The sequence below is a fragment of the Halomonas sp. PR-M31 genome (genome assembly GCF_001039575.1).
Lineage (GTDB): Bacteria > Pseudomonadota > Gammaproteobacteria > Pseudomonadales > Halomonadaceae > Modicisalibacter.
On the sequence record NZ_JIBT01000003.1, the window covers coordinates 1 to 22,374 of the forward strand.

Below are 22,374 nucleotides of genomic sequence, written 5' to 3' on the forward strand. Positions count from 1 at the left end.
TTTTTCGGTCAGCTTTAGATCGTCGCGTTCACCATAAATACGCGAACACTCTTCAATCGCTTCCGGATCGAAGGCTTGAACCTTGGCACCTACCTTCCATAGCGCTTCCATCAGTTCACGGCTAGGGGCTTCTCGCATGTCATCGGTATTGGGTTTGAACGCCAACCCCCATACCGCGATCGTCTTGCCTTCGAGATCTCCGTCGAATGCCTGCATGAGCTTTTCGAAAAGCTTGCTCTTCTGGCGCTTGTTGACCGACTCCACCGCATTGAGCAGTTCGGCGTTGTAACCGACATCGCTTGCGGTACGAGCAAGCGCCTGAACGTCTTTGGGAAAACAAGAGCCGCCGTAGCCGCAGCCGGGATAGATGAAGTGATAGCCGATGCGCGGATCGCTGCCCATGCCATGGCGTACCTGTTCGATATCGGCACCCAGATTCTCGGCCAGGTTGGCCACTTCATTCATGAACTGATCTTGGTCGCAAGCATGGCGTTAGCGGCATATTTGGTCAGCTCGGCGCAACGTACATCCATGAACATCAGTTTTTCATGGTTACGATTATAGGGCGCGTAGCACTCGCGCATGGCTTTCTTTACTTTTTCGGAGTCCGTGCCGACGATGAAGCGGGCGCCCTTGGAAAAGTCTTCGACTGCCGCGCCTTCTTTTAGAAACTCCGGATTAGAGCAGACGTCATACTCGAGGTTGACGCCGCGTTTTTCGAGCACTTTACTGATTGCAGCATCTACCTTGTCTGCGGTACCCACTGGAACAGTGGATTTGTCCACGACAATCTTGTAGTCCTGCATATGCTCGGCAATGGTCTCGGCAACCTTGAGCACATATTTTAGATCCGCACTTCCATCCTCGTCTGGCGGCGTGCCAACGGCAATGAACTGAAGACGGCCAAACTGCACGGCCATCTTGGCGTCTGTGGTGAAACTCAGACGACCAGCTTCCATGTTGGCCCGAATCATGGGTTCCAGACCGGGCTCATAAATGGGGACTTCGCCATTGTTGAGTCTGTCGATTTTAGCTTCATCAACATCGATGCATACAATTTCATGGCCTGCATCTGCCAGGCAAGCACCCGTTACTAGTCCGACGTATCCAGAACCGAAGATGGTAATTTTCATAATCTTTCCAAGATTTATTAAGTGATTTTATATAAGTAACTAGTTCTCTAACACTGTTCGATATCTATCTAGAACAAGTTGCAACATTAATATGTAGTTACTAATACGCAACATCAAATGCTGATAGATAGGCTTTTCTGGTAATAAGAACTCGATGAATAACGCTGTTGATGAGCGTATGTGGTCAATGTGGTGCGCTAGCGTAGAGATATCCTGTCAATACGTCAAATGTGGCATGTCGTCGACAACTGGAGCGAAAAGCGTCGGAGATATGAGCCACTCGATCTAATAATGTATGCACATCATCAACTTGTACCCACTTTAATGATTTTTGCTATGGGGCTTCTTCCCAGTAGGCATCATGTCAAATTTACTAATTGCGGGCACACTTCCCTTCACTCTTGGCGCATATAGGACTAAAATGGTCCCATTATGTCGTTTGCCAGGATTCAAGCGTGCTGAAGCTATCCAAGTTAACCGATTACGCCGCTGTGGTGATGGCTCAAATTGCGCGTCATCCAGAGCAGTCTCATGCGGCTACCGAATTAGCTGAAAAGGTCAAGCTGCCACGACCAACGGTGAGCAAGACATTGAAGATGTTGGCTCGTGCAGGACTGCTGACGTCACAGCGTGGTGCCCAGGGAGGTTATCAGTTAGCGCGCTCTGCTTCTCGAATAAGTGCCAGCGATATTATCGCGGCAATCGAAGGGCCCATAGCGATGACCGAGTGCAGTCATGTGGATGGGGAATGCGATCTTTTCAACAGCTGCGGCGTAGCCAGCAACTGGCAGCGCGTGTCTTTGGCCGTAGGCGCACTGCTTGACAGCGTCACGCTTGCGCATCTATCGCAGTCGAACCCAATCAAGTTACCCGTGCAATTACCTATACAAAGTGTGACGTTAGCCGATGCGGGCGACGTCGAACACCATCCCGAAGTTGAAAAAGACTACTAGTACAACGCCCAAAGGGAGAAGACATGGCTACCGAGGAAATGGAACAGCTTGTTCGTCGCGAATACACCCAAGGGTTCGTGACGGATATTGAAAGCGATACCGTACCGCCAGGATTGGATGAAAGCGTCATCGCCTTTATTTCCAAGAAAAAGGAAGAACCGGAATGGATGTTGAAATGGCGGCTGGAGGCTTATCACCAGTGGCTGAAGATGAAAGAGCCGTCTTGGGCGCATTTGAACTATCCCCCCATCGACTACCAGGGGATTTCTTACTACAGCGCTCCTAAAAAGCCTGAAGATCGGCCCCAAAGTTTGGATGAAGTCGATCCCAAGCTACTTGAAACCTACGAAAAGCTGGGTATCCCGCTTCACGAACGCGCGGCATTGGCTGGCGTGGCCGTCGACGCGGTGTTCGATTCCGTGTCCGTGACCACCACCTTCAAGGAAAAGCTCGGCGAAGCAGGGGTGATTTTCTGTTCGATCTCCGAAGCGATTCGTGAATACCCGGAGCTGATCAAGAAGTACATGGGTACCGTGGTGCCCCAAGGCGATAATTTTTTCGCTGCGCTCAACTCTGCGGTCTTCACTGACGGCTCCTTCGTCTTTGTGCCGGAAGGCGTGACCTGTCCCATGGAACTGTCGACGTACTTTCGCATCAACGCCGCCAATACCGGACAGTTCGAGCGCACCCTGATCATATGTGAAAAGCAGGCTCAGGTTTCTTATCTCGAGGGTTGTACGGCGCCCCAAAGGGACGAAAATCAGCTCCATGCTGCCATCGTCGAGCTGGTGGCCCTGGAGGATGCCTATATCAAGTACTCCACGGTGCAGAACTGGTACCCCGGGGATGAGGATGGCAAGGGTGGTATCTATAACTTCGTGACCAAGCGCGCCGACTGTCGTGGCGATCGCTCAAAGGTCTCCTGGACCCAGGTCGAGACCGGCTCCGCCATTACCTGGAAATATCCGTCCTGCCTGCTTCGCGGTAAAGACAGCGTAGGAGAGTTTTATTCTGTCGCCGTGACCAATGGCCGTCAGCAGGCGGACACCGGTACCAAGATGATTCATATCGGTGAAGGCACCAAATCGACGATCGTCTCCAAGGGTATTTCTGCCGGCAACAGCGATCAATCCTACCGCGGTCTGGTCAAGATCGGCCCGAGGGCCAAGCGGGCGCGTAACTTTACCCAGTGTGATTCACTCCTGATCGGTGATCGCAGCGGCGCTCATACCTTCCCTTATCAGGAAATCGGTAACAGCAGCGCCACCGTCGAGCACGAGGCAACAACCTCGAAGATTGGCGAAGATCAACTGTTCTACTGCCGCCAGCGCGGTATCTCCGAGGAGGATGCGGTGAACATGATCGTCAACGGCTTCTGTAAGGACGTGTTCCAGGAGCTGCCGATGGAGTTTGCAGTAGAAGCAGAAGCGCTTCTGAACGTCACTCTTGAAGGCGCGGTGGGTTGAATAACTATCGTGGGAGCCCGGTTTAAAGCGATTGGCCCAGCTTTATCGCTAGCTGAAGCGAGCTCCTACAATAGCCGGCACCGCCAATCTTGGTAGGAGCTCGATTCATCGGGCGATAGCCAGTGTCATAAACGAATTTTCAAGCTGCTGAGGCGGCTCGACAGAAAACAGGTATCAACATGCTCGAAGTCAAGGATCTGCACGTCACGGTAGAAGGCAACGAAATTCTCAAGGGCTTGAGTCTGACGGTCAATGCCGGTGAGGTTCATGCCATCATGGGCCCCAATGGCTCCGGCAAGTCCACCCTGTCCGCGGTGATCGCCGGTAAGGAAGACTACGAGGTGACGTCTGGTTCGATCACTTTTGAGGGTCGTGACGTGCTGGAAATGGAGATCGAGGAGCGTGCCCAGGCGGGGCTGCTGTTGGCGTTTCAGTATCCGGTGGAAATTCCGGGCGTAAAGAACATCTATCTGCTCAAAGCAGCGCTCAACGCGCAGCGCAAGGCACGAGGTGAAAGCGAGATCCCGGCGCCGGAATTCATGAAGCTGGTCAAGGAAAAGCTGGCCTTCATGAAGATGAATGCAAGCTTCCTACAGCGTGCCGTCAATGAAGGTTTTTCCGGTGGCGAAAAGAAGCGCAACGAAATTCTGCAGATGCTGCTGCTCGAACCCAAGCTTGCCATGCTTGACGAAATCGACTCAGGCTCGACATCGATGCCATGAAGATTGTCGCCGAAGGCGTGAATTCACTGCGTAGTGAAGAACGCGCCGTGCTGATGGTCACCCACTATCAGCGTCTACTCGATTACATCACCCCGGATTATGTGCATGTATTGGTGGACGGGCGTATTGCCAAGTCCGGTGACAAATCGCTTGCACTGGAACTCGAATCCCGAGGCTATGAATGGGTGTTGGAGGAGTCCGCGGCATGAGTGCAACGCACACCTTTCTCAATCGTCTGGAAGAGCGCATCACGCATCTGCGCGAGTCTTCAACTGAGCCGGAGCCTAGCTGGATTGCGGCGCGGCGTCAGGCGGGGACCGCTCGTTTCGAGGCGCTGGGCTTTCCTACCAAGCGCGACGAAGCGTGGAAATACACCGACGTGCGTCGCATCAGCGAAGGCGACTTCGCGTTGGCGCAGAACGCCGACTTTTCGAAAACGACCGCTGCAACACTGGGGTTGCCGCTCGAGGCAATTCGCCTAAGCTTCGTCGATGGGGTTTTCTCCAGCGATCTCTCCGACATGACTGATTTACCCCAGGGGCTTGGCGTCGAGCCTCTTTCCCAGGCGTTGAAGACCAATCACGAATCCGTGGGCGGCAGCCTCGGGCGCTTGTCCGGCGTGGAGTTCTCGCCGTTTGCTGCACTGAATACCGCCTTTACCGACGAGGGGGCGGTGATTCGCATCGGTCCGGGGGTGGTGGTCGAAAAGCCCATCGTCATTCAGTTCTTTTCTCGTGCCAACGCCCAGCCGGTAATGAGCCATCCCCGGGTACTGATCGAAGCCGGCGCGCGCAGCCAGGCCACGGTAATCGAGCACTATGTGGGGGAAGAAGAGGCTGCTAATTTCACCAACGTGGCAGGGGAGGCGCTGCTGGAGCGTGGCGCCATCCTAGAGCACTATATCCTTCAAGAAGCGCCGCTGGGTGATCTGCACATTGGCAGCCTGCATATCGCGCAGGATCGGGACAGCCGTTTCACCTCCTTCAATATCAATCTGGGCGGCGCCTTGGTGCGTAACGATCTGGTGGCGGATCTCAACGGCGAAGGCGCCGAAGCCAACTATTACGGGTTGTTCTTTGCTCAGGATCGTCAGCACGTGGATAACCACACCCTGGTCAATCACAACGCGCCCCACACCTTCTCCAACGAGAACTACAAGGGTATTCTCGACGATCGAGCGCGAGGAGTGTTCAACGGCAAGGTCATCGTCAAGCGCGATAGCCAGAAGATCGAGGCGCATCAGAGCAATGCCAATCTGCTGCTGTCCGATCGCGCCGAAATCGACACCAAGCCAGAGCTCGAAATCTATGCGGACGACGTCAAGTGCTCTCACGGCGCCACCACGGGCCAGCTCGATGAAGAGGCGGTCTTTGCGCTGCGTACCCGGGGCATCGACGAGCAGACCGCTCGTGGCCTGTTGACCTTGGCCTTTGCCGGCGAAGTCATGGACAAGGTCACCCTGGAACCGGTCGCCGAGCGCGTCGAGCGGGCCGTGGCGGGCAAGCTGCCGGAGCGCTTCAACCTGAGTGATCTGGTCGACGTGGCCACAGCGGACCAAGCTTAAGCAAGGAGTTCATCATGACCGTAATGACCGATCTGTCCTTGGATGTCGCCCGGGTACGGCGGGACTTTCCCATTCTTGAGCGTAAGATACATGGTAAGCCGCTGATCTATCTGGACAATGCGGCCACCAGCCAGACCCCAAGCCAGGTCATCGAGACGCTGGATCACTACTATCGTCACTACAACGCCAATATTCATCGGGGTCTGCATACCCTGGCGGATGAGGCCACGGCGGTTTTCGAGCAGACCCGGGACAAGGCGCGAGACTTTATCAATGCCGCGGATCGGCGCGAGATCATCTTCACCAGCGGTACCACCGAAGCCATTAATCTGGTGGCCAACAGCTGGGGCCGGGCCAACCTGAAGCCTGGAGACGAGATCCTGATATCCCAGCTGGAGCATCACTCCAATATCGTTCCCTGGCAGCTGCTCGCGGGGCAGCTCGAACTCGTCATCCGGGTGATACCGGTAGACGAGCAGGGCGCTTTGGACATGGCTGCCTATCGGGAGTTGTTCAACGAGCGCACTCGTTTGGTGGCGGTCAATCATATTTCGAATGCCTTCGGCACCATCAACCCGGTACGCGAGATGGCAGCGATCGCCCATGAGCAAGGCGCTCTGATCCTGGTGGACGGCGCCCAGGCGGCCCCCCATGAGCCGGTGGACGTACAGCACATCGACGCGGACTTCTACGCCTTCTCTGGTCATAAGGTCTACGGACCGACGGGGGTTGGCGTTCTTTATGGCAAGGCAGAGCTGCTTGACGCCATGCCGCCCTGGCAAGGCGGCGGCGAGATGATCCGTACCGTCTCCTTCGATGCCGGTACCACCTACGCGGATATACCGCACAAGTTCGAAGCGGGTACGCCACCCATTGCCGAGGTCATTGCTCTGGGCCGCGCCCTCGATTGGGTCAACGATATCGGCATCGCCATGATCGGGTCTTGGGAGCAGCAACTGCTGACTCATGCCACCCAGAAGATGACTGCCATTGAGGGTATGCGTATTCTGGGCACCGCGCCCCGCAAGGCCGGCGTCATTTCCTTTGTTGTCGAGGGCGCCCACGCCCAGGACATCGGGCTTCTTATCGATCAGCTCGGGGTGGCGGTACGCACCGGCAATCACTGCGCTCAACCGTTATTGCAGCGGTTTGGTGTCGAAGCGACCTGTCGTGCCTCTTTTGCCGCTTACAATACCGTCGAGGAAATCGATCTCTTCGTTGAGGCGCTTGAGCGTGTCATCGGCATGGTGCGTTGAACGGAGCGGACATGGAAGAAGGACTTTACAAAGGACAGCAACTGCCTCTGCAGCGCGATGTCGAGGCGATTTCGATTCCGTTTGGCAAGAGTGTCACGATCGCCGAAGACAGCACCGTCTCCGTCATGCAGGCCAAGGGCAGTACCATCAGCGTCGCCTATGAAGGACGGCTTTTTCTGATCGAAGGCAGTGATTTCGATGCGCTGGGACTACCGGCCCTGCCGCGCCCCACCTTGTCTTCCGAGGCCAGCGAAGAGGAGATCGAGCAGTTCGTATGGGAGCAGCTACGTACCTGTTATGATCCTGAGATTCCGGTCAATATCGTCGAACTTGGGCTGGTCTATGGCTGTCGTATCGAGCATCTGCTGACTGGGGAGCGTATTGTGACCGTACGCATGACCCTTACTGCTCCGGGATGCGGTATGGGAGACGTCATCGCCGAAGACGCTCGGCGCAAGATTCTTGGCGCTCCTCAAATATCCCGGGTGCATATCGAGACGGTGTTTGATCCTCCTTGGAGTCGGGACATGATGAGCGAGGAGGCGCGTCTTGAACTAGGCATGTTCTAGAAAGTTGTAAGTTCCGCTTATTACTGTTATTCCAGCCGTTTGAGTAGACTTGGATGAGAAATACGATGCGGCTGGCAGCAGTATCGATATTAAAAAAATGCGCGCTAGGATTGACCGCCCTGGTTTTTCTGATTGGCGGCGCCATTCTTGCGGCCAATATTTGGATAGTGGCGCGTACCCAGGATCGCATCGAAAGCGATCTTCTTGTGTGCGCCGCCGAGCCGGTGGGCCTTGTCTTTGGCACGTCCTACTGGGCCCGGGGCGGTGGGCGCAACCCCTATTACACGGCGCGGCTTGACGCTGCCTCACGTTTACTGCGCTTGCGGCGGGTACAGCATCTACTGCTTTCCGGCGACAATCGTACGCGCTTCTATAACGAGCCGGTAACCATGTGGCGAGATTTACGCTCGGCGAATGTGCGGAACACGGATATGACACTGGACTATGCGGGTTTCAGCACCTTCGACAGCCTGATCAGGGCCAAAAAGATTTTTGACGTGGATCGAGTCTTGCTCATCACCCAGGATTGGCATTTACCGCGAGCTCTGTTCATCGCCGATGCCTTGGGAATGGAGGCGAAAGGCTGTGCAATTCCGACCTATCCTACCGCTGGCACTTGGCGCCTGAGAATCCGAGAATGGCTCGCTCGGGTGGGTACCCTGGGCGATCTTTACCTGTGGGATCGTCAACCTTATTTTCTGGGGCCACGAGAACCGCTGCAGATGACCCCCTTTTGATAGGTTTACCCATTCCTGGGTAAAACGCACTCCGATACTTTCGGCAGGGCATGAAAGGGGGAGTAGAGCAGTTGTTCCACCGCGCCTGGCTGTTGTTTCGCAAGCCGTGCCGCAGCCTGAGTGATCGCCGGATCGTCGAACAGCAGCGCGGCCGCCATCATGGCGCCGAGCGCCGTTCCGGGATCGAAGCCATTGAGTTCCTGATAAGGCCAGGATGCATCTTGTAGCGCGTGTTCGGCGACGAATTTGAATCCGCGTCGCAATTTGCGCTCGACATTGTCGTCCCGCCATTGTCCCAAGCCAAGCCTGTCCGCATAGTCGACCAGCCGGGCATAGGCTTCGAGATTGAAATTGCTGTAGTGCCAGGGACGGGTACGATCGAGTTCTTCGGGCTGGCGTCCTTTAGCATCGAACTGGTCGGCGATGCGCTGCCGAGTGATATCGAGCTGCGTTCGCGCCAGCTCGGGTTGATCGGTGAACAGTGCAAAGGCCACCACCTGGGCGTCGTACCAGGTGCCGTGGTTGTTATCCGCCTCTTCTTCCTCACGGCCGTTGCCGCTTTCGAGCAGCCAGTCGAGAAGATCAGCGTACCAGGCCTTGATCGACCTGTACTCTTCTTGACTCAGGGCGGGGGTGTCGCGCAGCAGTTCCACGCTGTTGGCAACATCGATGAGTATTCGACTGTCGATAATGCCGATGTCGCGACCATCGACACGCCCGGGAATGGCTTGCGCATAGGCCATGTTCGGCGCCATGCGGGTGGCGGGCGTGACGAACCAGTTGATCATCTGCCGGGCGGCTTTGTTGGCATAATCGATATTGTCGGAAAAATAGTAGGCGAGGGCCAGCTGGCGCACATCCTTGGCGAAGCTGATCATACGCTGCTTGTCCGTGGCGTTGGTCTTGGTCGCCATATTGTATTCGCCGTCCCGCTGGACGTAGGGCAGACCGTCATCAGTTTCCGAGTTGGGCCACCAATAAGGGGCAAAGCTGAAATAGTCGTGACGATTGCCGCTAGCAGGTAGCTGCGTCTTGTCCACGACAGAATAGAGCGGGTGATTCAGCGCTTCGTCAGCGTGTTCCAGAAGCGAGGCGTAGGCCTTGCCGGGTAGCGTATTTTCGCGTTGGCCAAGCAGACACTTGCTGTAGGAGAGAACGCCTTGACGATAGCCGAACCTGTCCTCTGCTTGACTCGCTCCCGTCAGCGTTGCGGTCAACAACGTCAGACACAGTAACGCTGTTTTTCGCATGGCGTTGTTCCTGAAAGAGAAAGTCGTCCTATGGGCGCTGAAAACCTGAAAGAGAGAGGTGGCTCAACGCCGTCGGCGAGGTTTGGGTTTGTCTTTTTGTAAACGGTAAAGTTCACGTATCAACGCACGGCAGCCTTTCCAGCACCGTTCGATGGCAGGCTCGATCGGATCCGGGAGAGGATGAGTGTGCAGCGTGGCCAGCGCCTGCATCAGCACGCGTTCCTGCTCCAGCAACTCGTTGACCAGTACCTGACTGTCGTCGCTGACGAAGCTCTTGAGACGACTCCATAGCCAAAGATAATCGTCGCGTTCGACATCCGCATCCCGAGGAAGCAGGTTGAGGTGCTTTTTGGCTAAGGCTTGCAGTTCGCGCATCGCTTTGCCACGTTCTTCGTAATGCGAATTCAACGCATCACGCAGCGACGGGCGCAGACGCTCGAGGTTGTCCTGAAAATAATCGAGACTATCTGCCAACGCTTCCAACACACTATCCATCGCTACTTGGCGATTATCGAGAAACATGAGCTATCACCTCCTGCGGTGACGCAGATTGTGCGATGGGAAACAGTGTTTTGCCAGTCCTCGAAGAAAGATTTTTTTGTTTGCACGTTCGTGTCTTGCAGTCCTCTTCAATTCTGTCAACGATTACCTATCCTTTGGGCTTTGAAGGCTTCTTGCGGGGTGTAGCGGCGTGTTTTTCCAGATGCTCGATGATCAATCCGGCAATGTCCTTGCCAGTGGAGGTTTCGATACCCTGGAGCCCCGGGGAAGAATTGACTTCCATGATCACTGGACCATGGTTCGAGCGCAGTAGATCGACACCGGCCACTTGCAGACCCATGGCCTTTGCAGCGCGAATCGCCGTCGAGCGTTCTTCCGGGGTAATGCGAATCACACTGGCACTGCCGCCGCGATGTAGATTGGAGCGAAATTCGCCTTCGGCTGCCTGGCGTTTCATCGCCGCCACTACCTTATCGCCAATGACTAGGCAGCGGATATCGGCACCCTTGGCCTCCTTGATGTACTCCTGAATCATGATATTGGCCTTCATACCCATGAAAGCTTGAACCACGGACTCAGCGGCCTGATTGGTTTCCGCCAGCACCACACCAATACCTTGGGTGCCTTCGAGCAGCTTGATGACCAGAGGGGCGCCCCGGACCATGGTAATCAGGTCGGGAATATCATCCGGTGAGTGGGCGAATCCGGTAATCGGCAACCCTAGCCCTTTGCGGGAGAGCAGCTGCAGGGAGCGCAACTTATCTCTGGAGCGGGTGATCGATACATTGTCGTTAAGCACATAGGTACCCATCATCTCGAACTGACGCAGTACCGCACAGCCATAAAAAGTGACCGAAGCACCGATACGCGGAATGACCGCATCAAAGGGTTCGAGTTGTGCCCCCTTATAATGAATCGAAGGGCGGTGGGAGGCGATGTTCATGTAGCAGCGCAAGGTATCCACCACTCGAGCGCTATGACCGCGGTTTTCCGCGGCTTCGATCAGGCGGCGCGTAGAGTACAGATTGCGATTACGCGATAGCAGGGCGATATGCATGTAATTCTCCAAGCCGACGACAAGTAAGGAGTGCTAGGGTTCACCGTGCAAGAATGCTGCCCCTGGGGCAACCAGAAGACGCCGCATTGCACGGCGTCCCAATAGCATGGGGTGACGCATCTCGCGGCGATCGACCAGGGTCAGCTCCACCGGGTAGTCCAATTCACCCAGCAGCATATGAGTTCTTACTACATAACGCCACTGAGAATGACCGTTGGAGCTGGTGATTCTTCGACGGTCATGCAGGTGCATCTTGACAGGATGTGCCGGACTGTCCGGTCCGCCGCCTCGCGTAACGAAACTGACCCAAATATGGCCGTTGTCTTCAAAACTGTCGATGTCTTCGGCATGCAGCGCTGACGTGCGGGCGCCGGTGTCGATCTTGCAGCACAAGGCCAGGCCTAGTTCGGGAAGTTCCACCATTTCCCGACGACCGACAACCGCCTTGGCTTGATAGGGCAATGCTTTCATGATCTAAATTCTTCCAAAACTAAGTTCGCTCAACCGCTGCCGAGTTCGCGTTTCCGGGGCGGCCTGGCGCAAGCTGATCAACAGGGGCAGGCGCAGGCGTGGAATCAAGGCTAGGCTGCGAATCAGCACGGCAAAGTCGGCATTTTCATTTTCAGCAAGTCGTTCGATGAAGTGCGGCAAGCGTTTCGCATCCTCGAGCTGTGGCCACCCCCGGGCGGCAATGGCGGCAAACAGGTCCGGACCACAAGCTGCCTGATCTTCGAGTAACTCATCGTACCAGACACCTACCGTGCTTTTATTGCCTTGACCAACGGCGCGGACGCAGTTGCAGAAGGTCTCGACATCACCTTCTTGAGCGGCCCGCTCGCCACGCGCGATCAATGCTTGCGTCAATGTCGTCGATAAAGGCTTATGCTCTAGACAGTGGCATAGCGGGCGTAACACTTCCAGTGGCAAGGCGTCGAGTCGGGCCGCTAACGCATTGCTTTGCTGAGCATCGTGACGCACGACGAAATCCGCAAGCCCCTGTAGCCCCAGCGCTTGCCATTGTCCATTGGCTAGCTGGCCGGTCAGATAGGCCTCGGCAAGCTCAAAATGTTCGCTTGCCTCTCGGGCCAGGTCGTCGCTTACATAGGCATGCAGCATCGCGCGCTGAGTCATGTGAGGGGTAAACGTCAAGGGGTTGTCTTGCATCAAATTGTTGACGCGTTCAGTGGAATCATCGACCTGCAGCGATGCGGTGCGCCCGATTGTTTCCAGCACGCGCTGAAGAAACGCATCCCGGGGCGCAGGGTCCAGTAGCCCCTGTTCATCCAGGGGTAAAGACAAGAACCAGATCAGTGGATCGTCGCCATTGCCAACTTGAAAGACACAGGCCAGCTGAGCGTGATCCAGCCAAGGCCAGGGCCAGGCAAGTTCACCCGCTTCAAAAGCCTTTAAGGTGGAGGCAGGGCAGGGCGTCACCTGTCGACCCAGGGTATAAAAGCGAGAAGGTGCTCCAATGCGTTCAAAGAATTCACCGAGAGCATGTATCGGTTGCATGGCATCCTCCATGGTCGGGGGCGCACTGTAGCGCGCCGATCATTCATTGACCAGATGCAGGCTGATCAAAAAATAAGCAATTTTTACAAGTTGTTATAAGCCGAGGGCAAACGAAAGTACTTCAGGGGTTATCCACAGGGTGATGCACGGTTTGTGTGAATGACTGAAGATAGTCAGACATGATCTGGAAAATGAAAAGACTCTATTGATCATCTGCAGTGATTTTCTTTAGGCTATGTAACCAAAAGGAATATATAGGCAATACTCTTATTCTATTTCAATCAGATGGAGATGTTCATGCGCTACATACTACGAACTGCATTGCTGTGCGCTTCTCTTGGAGTAATGGGGCAGGCCATAGCTCAAGATGAAGACGAGACGCTCAAAGTCGGCATGTCCGGTGGGTATTTTCCGTTCACTTTCGTTGAGCAGGACACGCTCAAAGGCTTTGAAGTGGATGTCATGGACGCAGTGGCAAAGCGTCTGGCAATCGACGTCGAGTACGTCACTGCCAACTTCTCGGGCCTGTTCGGCATGCTTGGTTCAGGGCGTATCGATACCATTGCCAATCAAATTACCATTACCGACGAGCGACAGCAGAAATACGTATTCACCCAGCCTTATGTCTATGATGGCGCGCAGGTCGTGGTGAAACGGGGTAACGATGAAATCGAGGGCGTCGAAGATCTGCGCAACAAGACCGTGGCAGTCAATCTGGGGTCAAACTACGAGCAGCTCTTGCGCGAGCTGCCTTATTCCGACGAGATCGACATCCGTACCTACGAAAGCAACATCGAGCAGGACACTGCTTTGGGCAGGGTGGATGCGTTCGTCATGGACCGAGTCAGCGCCAGTCAGATCATAAAGGAGAAGCCGCTACCTCTGGCCTTGGCAGGCAAGCCTTTTTCCGATATCCGCAACGCACTGCCGTTTCGAGATGACGAGCAAGGCCGCCAGATGCGAGACCGCGTCAATGGTGCGCTGAAGGAGCTTCAGGAAGACGGCACCCTCGGCAAGATATCCCAGAAGTGGTTCGGCAGCGATATCACCCAGCCATGAATTTCTTGCCAGTCTGCCATGCCGGTTAATCAGCCATGTCTCTTGCAAGATCAAGGATCGATAATTAGATGAACGCCCTGGATATCGACTACATGCTGGGCCTGATGCCGATCCTGCTCAGCTATCTTCCCTTGACCCTGGAGATGGCTGCCGCGGGCATGGTGTTAGCGCTGATTCTTGCGTGTTTGATGGCAGTGATAAGAGTGTTGAAGATCCCCGGTCTCAATGCGCTCACGCTGCTGTTTATTTCATTTTTTCGGGGCACGCCGCTACTGGTTCAGCTGTTTTTGTTCTACTACGGCCTGCCTCAGTTGATGAGCGCGCTGACTCAAATTAACGGCGTTACCGCCACCATCATGGGACTGACGCTGCACTTCTCTGCCTATATGGCGGAGTCGATTCGCGCGGCTATCGTCGGCATCGATCGCAGCCAGACCGATGCAGCCTTGTCCATCGGCATGACCCGCGGGCAAACGATGCGCCGTGTCGTGCTGCCCCAGGCGACGCGGGTGGCGGTGCCTACGCTGATGAACTACTTCATCGACATGATCAAGGCGACTTCTCTGGCCTTTACCCTAGGCGTAACAGAGTTGATGGGCGCCACACAAAAGGAGGCGGCGGGCAGCTTTCTCTATTTCGAGGCCTTCATCAGCGTGGCGCTGATCTACTGGGGTGTCGTCGAGCTATTGGCCTGGCTGCAACGCCGTCTCGAGACACGACTCAACAGGGCTTATCAACGATGATCGCGCTTCAAGGCCTCATCAAGCGTTTTGGCGATGAAACGATTCTCGACGGTATCGATCTGTCTATCGAGCAGGGCGAGATCATTGTCGTAATCGGGCCGTCTGGTACCGGCAAGTCGACCCTGCTGCGCTGCATGAACTTTCTGGAACAGCCCGACGGTGGACGAATTCAGATAGGCGATCTGAACGTCGATGTGACCCAGGCGAGCAGGAAGGAGATTCTCGCGCTGCGGCGGCGAACTGCTTTCGTGTTCCAGAACTACGCGCTATTTGCCAACAAGACGGCCCTCGACAACGTTGCCGAGGGGTTGATCGTCGTCAATGGCTGGAAAAAACCCCGGGCTCAGGAGCGCGCAAGAGAGCTTCTCGAACGGGTTGGGTTGTCCGACAAGGCAAACGCCTATCCCGCGTCGCTTTCCGGGGGGCAGCAGCAGCGAGTCGGCATCGCCCGAGCAATGGCGGCCCAGGCAGAGGTAATTCTGTTCGATGAGCCGACCTCATCCCTGGACCCGGAATGGGTCGAAGAGGTGCTTGGGGTGATGAAGCAGCTGGCCAAGGAGCGACAGACCATGCTGGTGGTCACGCATGAAATGAGCTTTGCACGGGACGTTGCCGATCGGGTCATCTTCATGAGCGATGGTCGCATCGTCGAGCAGGGGCCGCCATCACAGCTCTTTTCGACGCCTCGGGATGAGCGGACCAAGAGCTTTCTACGCAAGGTATTGGCAACCCAGACCCCTTGGTAAGAGTTCTGTGAGGTGCAAAAGGGCAGAGCGTCTGGCCAGTGGTATCTTGCCAAGGGATAATCACGGCACATTTTTGATCCGGAGTCGTCATGACGCCCCATGCCGAACTTAGTCAAGCCCTCGAGCGCCTTGAAGCGACGCTGAGCAGTGTCGATCTATGGAGAACGCCCCAGCCAGAGGCGGCAGCCTTCGAGAGCCAAGAACCTTTCTGCGTGGACACCATGGAGTTGTCACAGTGGCTGCGCTATGTCTTCATTCCCCGGCTGCAGGCGCTGGTGGATGCCAAGGCAGCTCTGCCCGCCAGTTGTCAGGTAGCGCCGGCCGTTGAAGTCTATCTGCAGCAATCCAAGCCCAGCACCCGGGCCCTGGTGGTCAAGGCGGTTGCGGATATTGACCGCATCGTGACCGAGGCCTGAATGCCTTATTACTTCGCCTATGGCAGCAATATGAACGTCGAGCGAGTGGCGGCGCGTATTGGTCAGACCCGACGCGTCCTGTCAGGCATCATGACGGGCTATGAGCTACGCTTTGACAAAGCCTCGCGTATTCCAGGAATCGCTCACGCCAATGTGGCGCCCAGTAGCGGTCGAGAGGTGGAGGGCGCCTTGTTCGAGCTGATGGAGCCGGAACAGATTGCGCTGATGGACCCTTTCGAAGGAGTGCCTCTGGATTATCGGCGGGAGCGTCATACGATCAAAACGACCCAGGGCGCCATCGATGCCTGGGTTTATCTTGCCCATCCGGAACGCATCCAGGCATCTCTCAAGCCCGCACGGGAGTATCTTGAGCACCTGCTGGCCGGGAAAGCATTTTTGTCACCGGGTTATTACGCATGGCTTCTGCAGGTCGAGGCAGTTGAAGGCTTGGATGATGCGACGCTGGCGATGCTGGGGCTTTCGTCTCATACTCCGCGCTGATTGCGCATATAAAAAAACGCCGGGCACGAGGCCCGACGCTCAAAAAACAACAGTGAAGCAGTGTTAGAAGCTAAAAGTTACACCAGCGCCCACCGCGATCGGATCGTAATCGAAATCGTCGCTCACACGCCCGGTCGCCGTGTTTTGCTTATAGTCGACGTTGATGTCGGTGTAGTTGACGAAACCGTTGACTGCCAGGAAGTCGGTGATCATCAGGTCTACACCCAGCTCCGCCTTGGGCGCCCAAGTATTATCAAGGCTGAGCCCATCGCTTTCGCCAGTAAAATGTGTCCAGTTGGCGCCGATACCTGCATAAGGCTGGATGCGAGCGTCATTACCGCCCAATGGGTAAAACTGGGCCATTAAATCAATAGGCTGGCTTTTGAAGCTGCCGCCATTGTCCAGATCGTGCTTGAAATTCCCAGTACTGCCGAGGGTCACGCCAAGCTTGTCCATGACCATGACACCCACGCTGCCACCCCAGTTCTTGTCGCTATCGATCTTACCGCTATCCGGGTCTTCTTTGATGACGTTGCCTCGGATCAGAATATCGCCAGCTTCATAAGCCATGGCCGCTTGAGAAGCCCCGAACAAGGCGCCAAGCAGAATTGCGCTAGAAACCAATTTGGTCTTGAACATGAAAATCTCCTTGAGCTGTTTCCGTTTGTCTAAACGGAGTGCGCTGATACACGTATGAATAGAAACGCTGTTTCCCTACTGACGACGAGTATAGGAAACACTGTTCGCTTTGTCATGTAGATTTTTGTTATCAAGCTATTAAAGACAATTAATTTGACTCATTAACACTTTTTCCTGATTGCCTGGCATGCAAGCTTTAACGTTCACTAGTACATAAATGGCTGAATATTGTAGCGAAAGGAGCCGCTTCAATGATTAGGGTAAAACAAAGGTCTCGGCATCAGAGCCGCCACGGTCGTCTGGGTAAGCTGCTATCGCTATTGGCTTCGTCTTTTATGGCGCTATGGCTATTGATCAATCCGGCGATCATCAGCGATTTACCTTTGAGCTGGCGACTTCCCGTATGGTTGCTGGGCGTCTGGGCGGTTGGTGCGGGCTTCTTTCATGGCATGGGGCTGATTCGAAAGGGCTTGATGCAGAAGCTGCTGGGTGCCCCTCAATGCTGGGTATTGCTGCTACTTTTTTATGTCGTGGTGTTGATCAGAAGTTGACGAGAAGCTGCTATAAAAAAGCGGGGCCATGATGGTGGCCCCGCTTTTGTTTGTTGCCGACGTCCGGAATCAGGTGGATCTGACGCTTTCGAACTCTGCGATGATCTCTTCGCTAGGGGCTTGCGTGACCATGCTGACTACATAGATAGCGATGTAGGCAAAGATCACCCCGGGTACGATTTCGTAGAGATCGAAGATGCCCCCGGAGATCATGCTCCATAGCACCACAGTCACGCCGCCAACGATGATGCCCGCCAGGGCGCCCCAGCGATTCATGCGACGCCAGAATAAGGCCATGATCAGTGCCGGGCCGAAGGCGGCGCCGAAACCGGCCCATGCGTAGGAGACGAGCCCCAGTACCGTGGAATCCGGGTTGAGCGCCAGGATATAGGCGATGATGGCAATGCCGATAACTGCAAAACGGCCCACCCAGACTAGCTCCTTGGAAGAGGCATTCTTGCGAAAGATAGCCTTGTAGAAATCGTCGGTCAGCGCAGAGGACGAGACCAGCAGCTGGGAATCCACGGTGGACATGACCGCCGCAAGAATGGCTGCCAGCAGTATCCCGGCGATGAGGGGATGAAAGATGACATTGACCATGACCATGAAGACGGTCTCACTGTCAGCCAGATCCCGAGGCACGTAGGCAAGTCCCAGCAGTCCGACCCCAACGGCACACACAAGGCCGATGGCAGACCAGATCACCGCGATACGACGCGAGGCGGGAACATCCTTGTCGCTGCGAATGGCGGCGAAACGCGCCAGGATATGTGGCTGACCGAAGTAACCAAGACCCCAGGCCAAGGAGCTTATGATGGCGACGAACGACAGCGTCTCCCCGGTGGAGGCGTCTTTGAACCAGGAAAGTAGCTGCGGACTATCGGCAGTAATACGGGTAGCTGCTTCTGAAAATCCACCCATATCCACCAGGGCGATTACCGGAACCACCACCAGCGCTGCCACCATCATCAAGCCTTGAATGAGGTCCGTCCAGGAAACCGCGAGGAACCCCCCGAAGAAGGTATAGGAAACGATGGCGATCGTGCCCACGGTGACGGCAATACGGTAATCGAGACTGAACACCGTCTCGAACAGCTTGCCGCCGGCCACCAGCCCGGAGCTTGTGTAGAACAGAAAAAACAAGAGTATGAAGACCGCGGAAATGACCCGCAGCAAATGCGAGTTATCGCGAAAACGCTGGGCAAAGAATTCCGGCAGTGTCAGCGAGTCGCTGGCCACGAAGCTGTAGATGCGCAGCCGCCTGGCCACGATCAGCCAGTTGAGCCAAGTACCCGCCAACAGGCCGATGGCAATCCAGCTTGCGGAAAGACCGCTGATATAGGCGGCACCGGGCAGACCCAGCAGCAGCCAGCCAGACATGTCCGAGGCGCCGGCGGAGATTGCCGTCGTCCAGGGGCCCAGCGAACGTCCACCCAGAATATAGTCCGAGAGGTCGTTAGTGCGCTTCCAAGCGATCAGCCCGATTGCCAGCATCAGCAGCAGATAAAGGGCAAAGGTGATGACGATGGACATACTGTTTTCGATCATGAGTTTTTCCTATCCGTTATTATTTATTCTCGATTTTGCATCAGGGCGTTCGTCGTCTCTACGCTTGGGCGTCACTCATCGCCCAAGGCAAGCAATGAGGCATTCCCTCCCAGCGCAGCGGTATTGTTGGTACGGGTCTTTTCCGTGGCAAAGCTCAACAGATAGTGTGGGCCACCGGCCTTGGGACCGGTACCGGAAAATCCTTGGCCACCGAAAGGCTGCACACCGACCACTGCACCAATGATGTTGCGATTGATGTACACATTGCCCGCACGCACCTTGTCCGCAACCGCCTTGGCAAAGGAGTCATTGCGGCTATGCACGCCGAAGGTAAGACCGTAGCCCTTGGCATTGATGGTCTCGATGACCTTGTCGATATCCGCAGACTTATAGCGGGCAATGTGCAGTATCGGCCCGAACTGCTCGCTATCCATCTCCTCGATACCGGATACCGCAAAGGCCGTCGGGGCGATGAACCTGCCTTGATCGATATGCTCACCGGTCAGCGGTGTCTCTGCCAGCAGGCGATTTTCGCCCTTGAGCTTGTCGATGTAGGCCTGCAGGTTTTCCCGCGCCTCCTCGTCGATCACCGGCCCTACATCGGTCCCCAGGTTGCGCGGATCACCAATACTGAGTTCTGCCATGGCGCCCTTCAGGATTTCAATGACCCGATCCGCTACGTCTTCCTGCAAGTAGAGAATGCGCAGCGCCGAGCAGCGCTGACCGGCACTCTGGAACGAGGAACGAATGACATCTACAACCACCTGCTCCGGCAGGGCGGTGGAGTCGACGATCATGGCGTTGAGTCCGCCGGTTTCGGCAATCAGCGCCGGCAAGGGGGCGTTTTCCCTTGCGGCCAGCGCACGATTGATGAGATTCGCGGTGGCGGTAGAGCCGGTAAAGGCGACACCGGTGATGCGCGGATCCGATGAGAGCACGCTACCCACCGTTGGACCATCGCCAGGCAGTAGCTGCACCACTTCACGGGGCATGCCGGCTTCGTGTAGCAATTTAACCACGCGATGGGCGATGAGAGAGGTCTGTTCCGCAGGCTTGGCCAGTACGCTGTTGCCCGAGACCGCCGCGGCCACCATCTGGCCGCAAAAGATCGCTACCGGGAAGTTCCAGGGGCTGATGCAGGCGAACACTCCTTTACCGCTCATGGAGAGTTCGTTGACTTCACCGGTAGGTCCGGGAAGCAGGGTGGTCTCGCCGAAAAGCTCGCGCGCGCGGGTGGCGTAGTAGCGGCAGAAATCCACCGCTTCGCGAATCTCATCGACCCCATCCGTCAACAGCTTGCCGCCTTCCCGGCAGCACAGGGTCATCAGTTCAGGAGTATGAGTCTCCAGGGAGTCGGCGAAGCGTTCGATGATCTGCGCCCGCTCCTGGACCGGCGTATCCCGCCAGCGTGGAAAAGCACTCCAGGCGACGTCCACGGCCTTTTGTGCCTGCTCCTCGCTGGTCCACTGTACGCTACCGACCCGCTGTGTCGTATCAAAGGGGCTCATGACTTCATGGCGTTGCGCCTTGTCGTCGGCAACGTCGATTCCCAGTAGCGGCTTGACGTCATAGGTCGTGTCCATGAACTCCGCCATGGCGTCCATCAAGGGCTGATACTGGCTCCTGATGTTCAGATTGATGCCTTTGGAGTTGCGCCGCTTGGTGCCGTAAAGATCCGGGGGCAGGGGGATCTTCGGGTTGTAGTAGCTGTCGTACTGCTTGAGGGTCTCGACAGGATGCACGCAGAGCGTCTCCACCGGCACCTTGGGATCGACCAGCTGATGCACGAAGGAGGAGTTGGCGCCGTTCTCCAGCAGGCGACGCACCAGATAGGGCAGCAGATCCTTGTGAGCGCCGACCGGTGCGTAGATACGACAATAGGTGCCGGAAGGCGCACGCTTCAATGCGGCTTCGTACAACGCTTCGCCCATGCCGTGCAAACGCTGGAATTCGAAGGGCCGAGTAGACTCATTGGCGAGTTCCAGGATGGTGCTGATGGTATGGGCGTTGTGGGTAGCGAACTGCGGGAAGATGCGTCCGCGAGTGTTTTCTGAAAGCAGGAAATGCACGCAGCCCAGATAGGCGACATCGGTATTGGCCTTGCGAGTGAACACCGGATAGCCATCCACGCCGACCACCTGGGTCTCCTTGACCTCGGTGTCCCAGTAGGCGCCCTTGACCAGTCGCATGGGAATCACATCGCCCTGCAGATCCGCCAGGCGATTGATGTAGTGAAGCACCGGCAGGGCGCGCTTGGCATAGGCCTGGACGACGATGCCGAAATGCCCCCAGCCCTTGCAAGCCTCGCTTTCATAGACGGCGCGAAAGACCTCGAGGGAAAGCTCCAGGCGATCGACTTCTTCAGCGTCCACGGTCAGCTCTACCTGACGCTCCCGAGCCATGACCACGAGCTCCTTGACGACGCCCACGAGCTCTTCGAGCACCTGCTCGCGCCGGCCGAATTCGTAGCGCGGATGCAGCGCCGAGAGCTTGATCGACACCGAAGGCTCTGGTGTCTTGTCATCGAGTTTCTGGCTAGTAGCGCCGACCTGCTTGATGGCGTGGGCATAGTCCTCGAAGTAGCGCCGAGCGTCTTCCCGAGTGCGGGCAGCCTCTCCTAGCATGTCATAGGAGTAGGTGTATCCCTTGTCGAACAGCGGTTGAGAGCGTTTCAAGGCTTCATCGATGGTGCGACCCAGCACGAACTGACGGCCCATGATCTTCATCGCCTGATACATGGCTTTGCGGATGACCGGCTCGCCCATGCGGTTGGTCATGCGATTGATGAAATTGGCGGGCTTGCCCTCCCTGGGCTTGTCCATCTGCAGCACGCGACCGGTCATCAAAAGCCCCCAGGTCGAGGCGTTGACGAACCAAGAGTCGCTTTGCCCCAGATGCGATTTCCAGTCCGCCGGCCCGAGACGATCGTCGATTAGTGCATCCGCGGTGGCCTTGTCCGGAATACGCAGCATGGCTTCCGCTAGGCACATCAGCATCAGGCCTTCATGAGTGTCGAGGCTGTATTGCTGCAGCAGCTCATCGATGGAATCCACCGCCGTGTCCATGTCGCGTACTTCCCGCACCAGCTCCGCGGTCTTCTTGGCGATCCGGGTGAAGTCGTCCTCATCCGCTTGAAGAAGATCGACGAATTCCGCGACGAACTGCTCCTCATCGACGATGTAATGATCGCTGACGTGCTCGAGCAGCGCGTTCGGATCCTGTTGCCAGGTGGTGGTATCCAGCATGGTCTTGGCGGTAAGCATGAAATGACCTCTCAACGTGGTTCCCAACCTGAATCCTTTGTCGTCGTTTGCCAATAGACGACAGGTGTCTGCCTTGAATGAAGCAAGCGACACCGTTCAGGGGCGCATGAATCGCGCGATGTGTTGAATCTAGGGTGGACGATAGCCGCCAGTCTTGCCAATTCCCCGGTTACATTTGCATAAATCGA

At 56.0% G+C, this 22,374-nt stretch carries 20 protein-coding genes and 2 pseudogenes; 13 read left to right on the forward strand and 9 right to left on the reverse strand.

Annotated elements, in window-relative coordinates:
* A pseudogene (locus tag CH74_RS01360) lies at positions 1–1,133 on the reverse strand (UDP-glucose/GDP-mannose dehydrogenase family protein); the annotation flags it as partial.
* A 455-nt stretch (positions 1,134–1,588) separates the two neighbouring features.
* On the opposite strand from CH74_RS01360, the gene CH74_RS01365 reads away from it, so the two are divergent.
* From CH74_RS01365 to CH74_RS01395, 7 genes and pseudogenes are all read left to right on the forward strand, one after another.
* The gene (locus tag CH74_RS01365; RefSeq protein ID WP_048305701.1) at positions 1,589–2,086 is read left to right on the forward strand and encodes an SUF system Fe-S cluster assembly regulator; all 498 of its coding nucleotides are present in this window, start codon (positions 1,589–1,591) and stop codon (positions 2,084–2,086) included.
* Between the two features lie 23 nt (positions 2,087–2,109).
* Positions 2,110–3,552: a Fe-S cluster assembly protein SufB gene (gene sufB, locus CH74_RS01370; protein WP_048305702.1), complete on the forward strand. Its 1,443-nt coding sequence runs from the start codon at positions 2,110–2,112 to the stop codon at positions 3,550–3,552.
* Positions 3,553–3,731: 179 nt separating this feature from the next.
* Positions 3,732–4,483, forward strand: a pseudogene (gene sufC / locus CH74_RS01375) (Fe-S cluster assembly ATPase SufC).
* Positions 4,480–5,838: a Fe-S cluster assembly protein SufD gene (gene sufD / locus CH74_RS01380; protein WP_048305703.1), complete on the forward strand. Its 1,359-nt coding sequence runs from the start codon at positions 4,480–4,482 to the stop codon at positions 5,836–5,838. Before sufC ends, sufD begins: the two are co-directional and overlap by 4 nt.
* Positions 5,839–5,852: 14 nt before the next feature.
* Positions 5,853–7,094 carry a cysteine desulfurase gene (locus CH74_RS01385; protein WP_048305704.1) on the forward strand — a complete coding sequence of 414 codons (1,242 nt, stop codon included), beginning with the start codon at positions 5,853–5,855 and terminating at the stop codon, positions 7,092–7,094.
* Between the two features lie 11 nt (positions 7,095–7,105).
* A complete protein-coding gene (sufT, locus tag CH74_RS01390; protein ID WP_048305705.1) occupies positions 7,106–7,663 on the forward strand; it encodes a putative Fe-S cluster assembly protein SufT in 558 nt (185 codons plus the stop codon).
* A gap of 110 nt (positions 7,664–7,773) precedes the next feature.
* Positions 7,774–8,400, forward strand: a complete 627-nt coding sequence (locus tag CH74_RS01395; RefSeq protein ID WP_253272883.1) for a vancomycin high temperature exclusion protein — start codon at positions 7,774–7,776, stop codon at positions 8,398–8,400.
* A gap of 5 nt (positions 8,401–8,405) precedes the next feature.
* Here CH74_RS01395 and CH74_RS01400 read toward each other — a convergent pair whose 3' ends face one another.
* The 5 genes from CH74_RS01400 to CH74_RS01420 all read right to left on the reverse strand — a co-directional run bounded on the left by CH74_RS01400 (position 8,406) and on the right by CH74_RS01420 (position 12,720).
* A complete protein-coding gene (locus CH74_RS01400) occupies positions 8,406–9,650 on the reverse strand; it encodes an alginate lyase family protein (RefSeq protein ID WP_048305707.1) in 1,245 nt (414 codons plus the stop codon).
* 63 nt (positions 9,651–9,713) lie between these two features.
* Positions 9,714–10,172, reverse strand: coding sequence for a hypothetical protein (locus tag CH74_RS01405; RefSeq protein WP_048305708.1), 459 nt, complete (start codon positions 10,170–10,172; stop codon positions 9,714–9,716).
* A 127-nt stretch (positions 10,173–10,299) separates the two neighbouring features.
* Positions 10,300–11,208 carry a 30S ribosomal protein S6--L-glutamate ligase gene (gene rimK, locus CH74_RS01410; protein ID WP_048305709.1) on the reverse strand — a complete coding sequence of 303 codons (909 nt, stop codon included), beginning with the start codon at positions 11,206–11,208 and terminating at the stop codon, positions 10,300–10,302.
* Positions 11,209–11,241: 33 nt separating this feature from the next.
* Positions 11,242–11,679, reverse strand: a complete 438-nt coding sequence (locus tag CH74_RS01415; protein WP_048305710.1) for an ATP-dependent zinc protease — start codon at positions 11,677–11,679, stop codon at positions 11,242–11,244.
* 3 nt (positions 11,680–11,682) lie between these two features.
* Entirely contained in the window at positions 11,683–12,720 is a 1,038-nt protein-coding gene (locus tag CH74_RS01420) for a DUF3549 family protein (protein WP_048305753.1), read from the reverse strand.
* A 345-nt stretch (positions 12,721–13,065) separates the two neighbouring features.
* Between CH74_RS01420 and CH74_RS01425 the strand changes: the two genes are divergently transcribed.
* The 5 genes from CH74_RS01425 to CH74_RS01445 all read left to right on the forward strand — a co-directional run bounded on the left by CH74_RS01425 (position 13,066) and on the right by CH74_RS01445 (position 16,185).
* Complete coding sequence (locus CH74_RS01425; RefSeq protein ID WP_253272895.1) at positions 13,066–13,779, forward strand: amino acid ABC transporter substrate-binding protein; 714 nt, start codon at positions 13,066–13,068, stop codon at positions 13,777–13,779.
* Positions 13,780–13,847: 68 nt separating this feature from the next.
* Entirely contained in the window at positions 13,848–14,522 is a 675-nt protein-coding gene (locus tag CH74_RS01430) for an amino acid ABC transporter permease (protein WP_048305711.1), read from the forward strand.
* On the forward strand, positions 14,519–15,268 hold the full coding sequence (locus CH74_RS01435) for an amino acid ABC transporter ATP-binding protein (protein WP_048305712.1): 750 nt from the start codon (positions 14,519–14,521) through the stop codon (positions 15,266–15,268). The genes CH74_RS01430 and CH74_RS01435 overlap by 4 nt, the downstream gene beginning before the upstream one ends.
* A gap of 89 nt (positions 15,269–15,357) precedes the next feature.
* Positions 15,358–15,684, forward strand: a complete 327-nt coding sequence (locus tag CH74_RS01440; RefSeq protein ID WP_048305713.1) for a YqcC family protein — start codon at positions 15,358–15,360, stop codon at positions 15,682–15,684.
* A complete protein-coding gene (locus CH74_RS01445) occupies positions 15,685–16,185 on the forward strand; it encodes a gamma-glutamylcyclotransferase family protein (RefSeq protein WP_048305714.1) in 501 nt (166 codons plus the stop codon).
* Between the two features lie 63 nt (positions 16,186–16,248).
* Here the strand turns inward: CH74_RS01445 and CH74_RS01450 are convergent, their stop codons facing one another.
* On the reverse strand, positions 16,249–16,824 hold the full coding sequence (locus CH74_RS01450; protein WP_048305715.1) for an OmpW family protein: 576 nt from the start codon (positions 16,822–16,824) through the stop codon (positions 16,249–16,251).
* Positions 16,825–17,075: 251 nt separating this feature from the next.
* On the opposite strand from CH74_RS01450, the gene CH74_RS01455 reads away from it, so the two are divergent.
* The gene (locus CH74_RS01455; RefSeq protein ID WP_048305716.1) at positions 17,076–17,375 is read left to right on the forward strand and encodes a cyd operon YbgE family protein; all 300 of its coding nucleotides are present in this window, start codon (positions 17,076–17,078) and stop codon (positions 17,373–17,375) included.
* A 69-nt stretch (positions 17,376–17,444) separates the two neighbouring features.
* Here CH74_RS01455 and putP read toward each other — a convergent pair whose 3' ends face one another.
* Both putP and putA read right to left on the reverse strand, forming a co-directional pair.
* Positions 17,445–18,923 (reverse strand): sodium/proline symporter PutP, encoded by a 1,479-nt coding sequence (putP, locus tag CH74_RS01460; protein ID WP_048305717.1) that lies wholly within the window; start codon positions 18,921–18,923, stop codon positions 17,445–17,447.
* Positions 18,924–18,994: 71 nt separating this feature from the next.
* Positions 18,995–22,186, reverse strand: coding sequence for a bifunctional proline dehydrogenase/L-glutamate gamma-semialdehyde dehydrogenase PutA (putA, locus tag CH74_RS01465; protein WP_048305718.1), 3,192 nt, complete (start codon positions 22,184–22,186; stop codon positions 18,995–18,997).
* Positions 22,187–22,374: the final 188 nt, after the last annotated feature.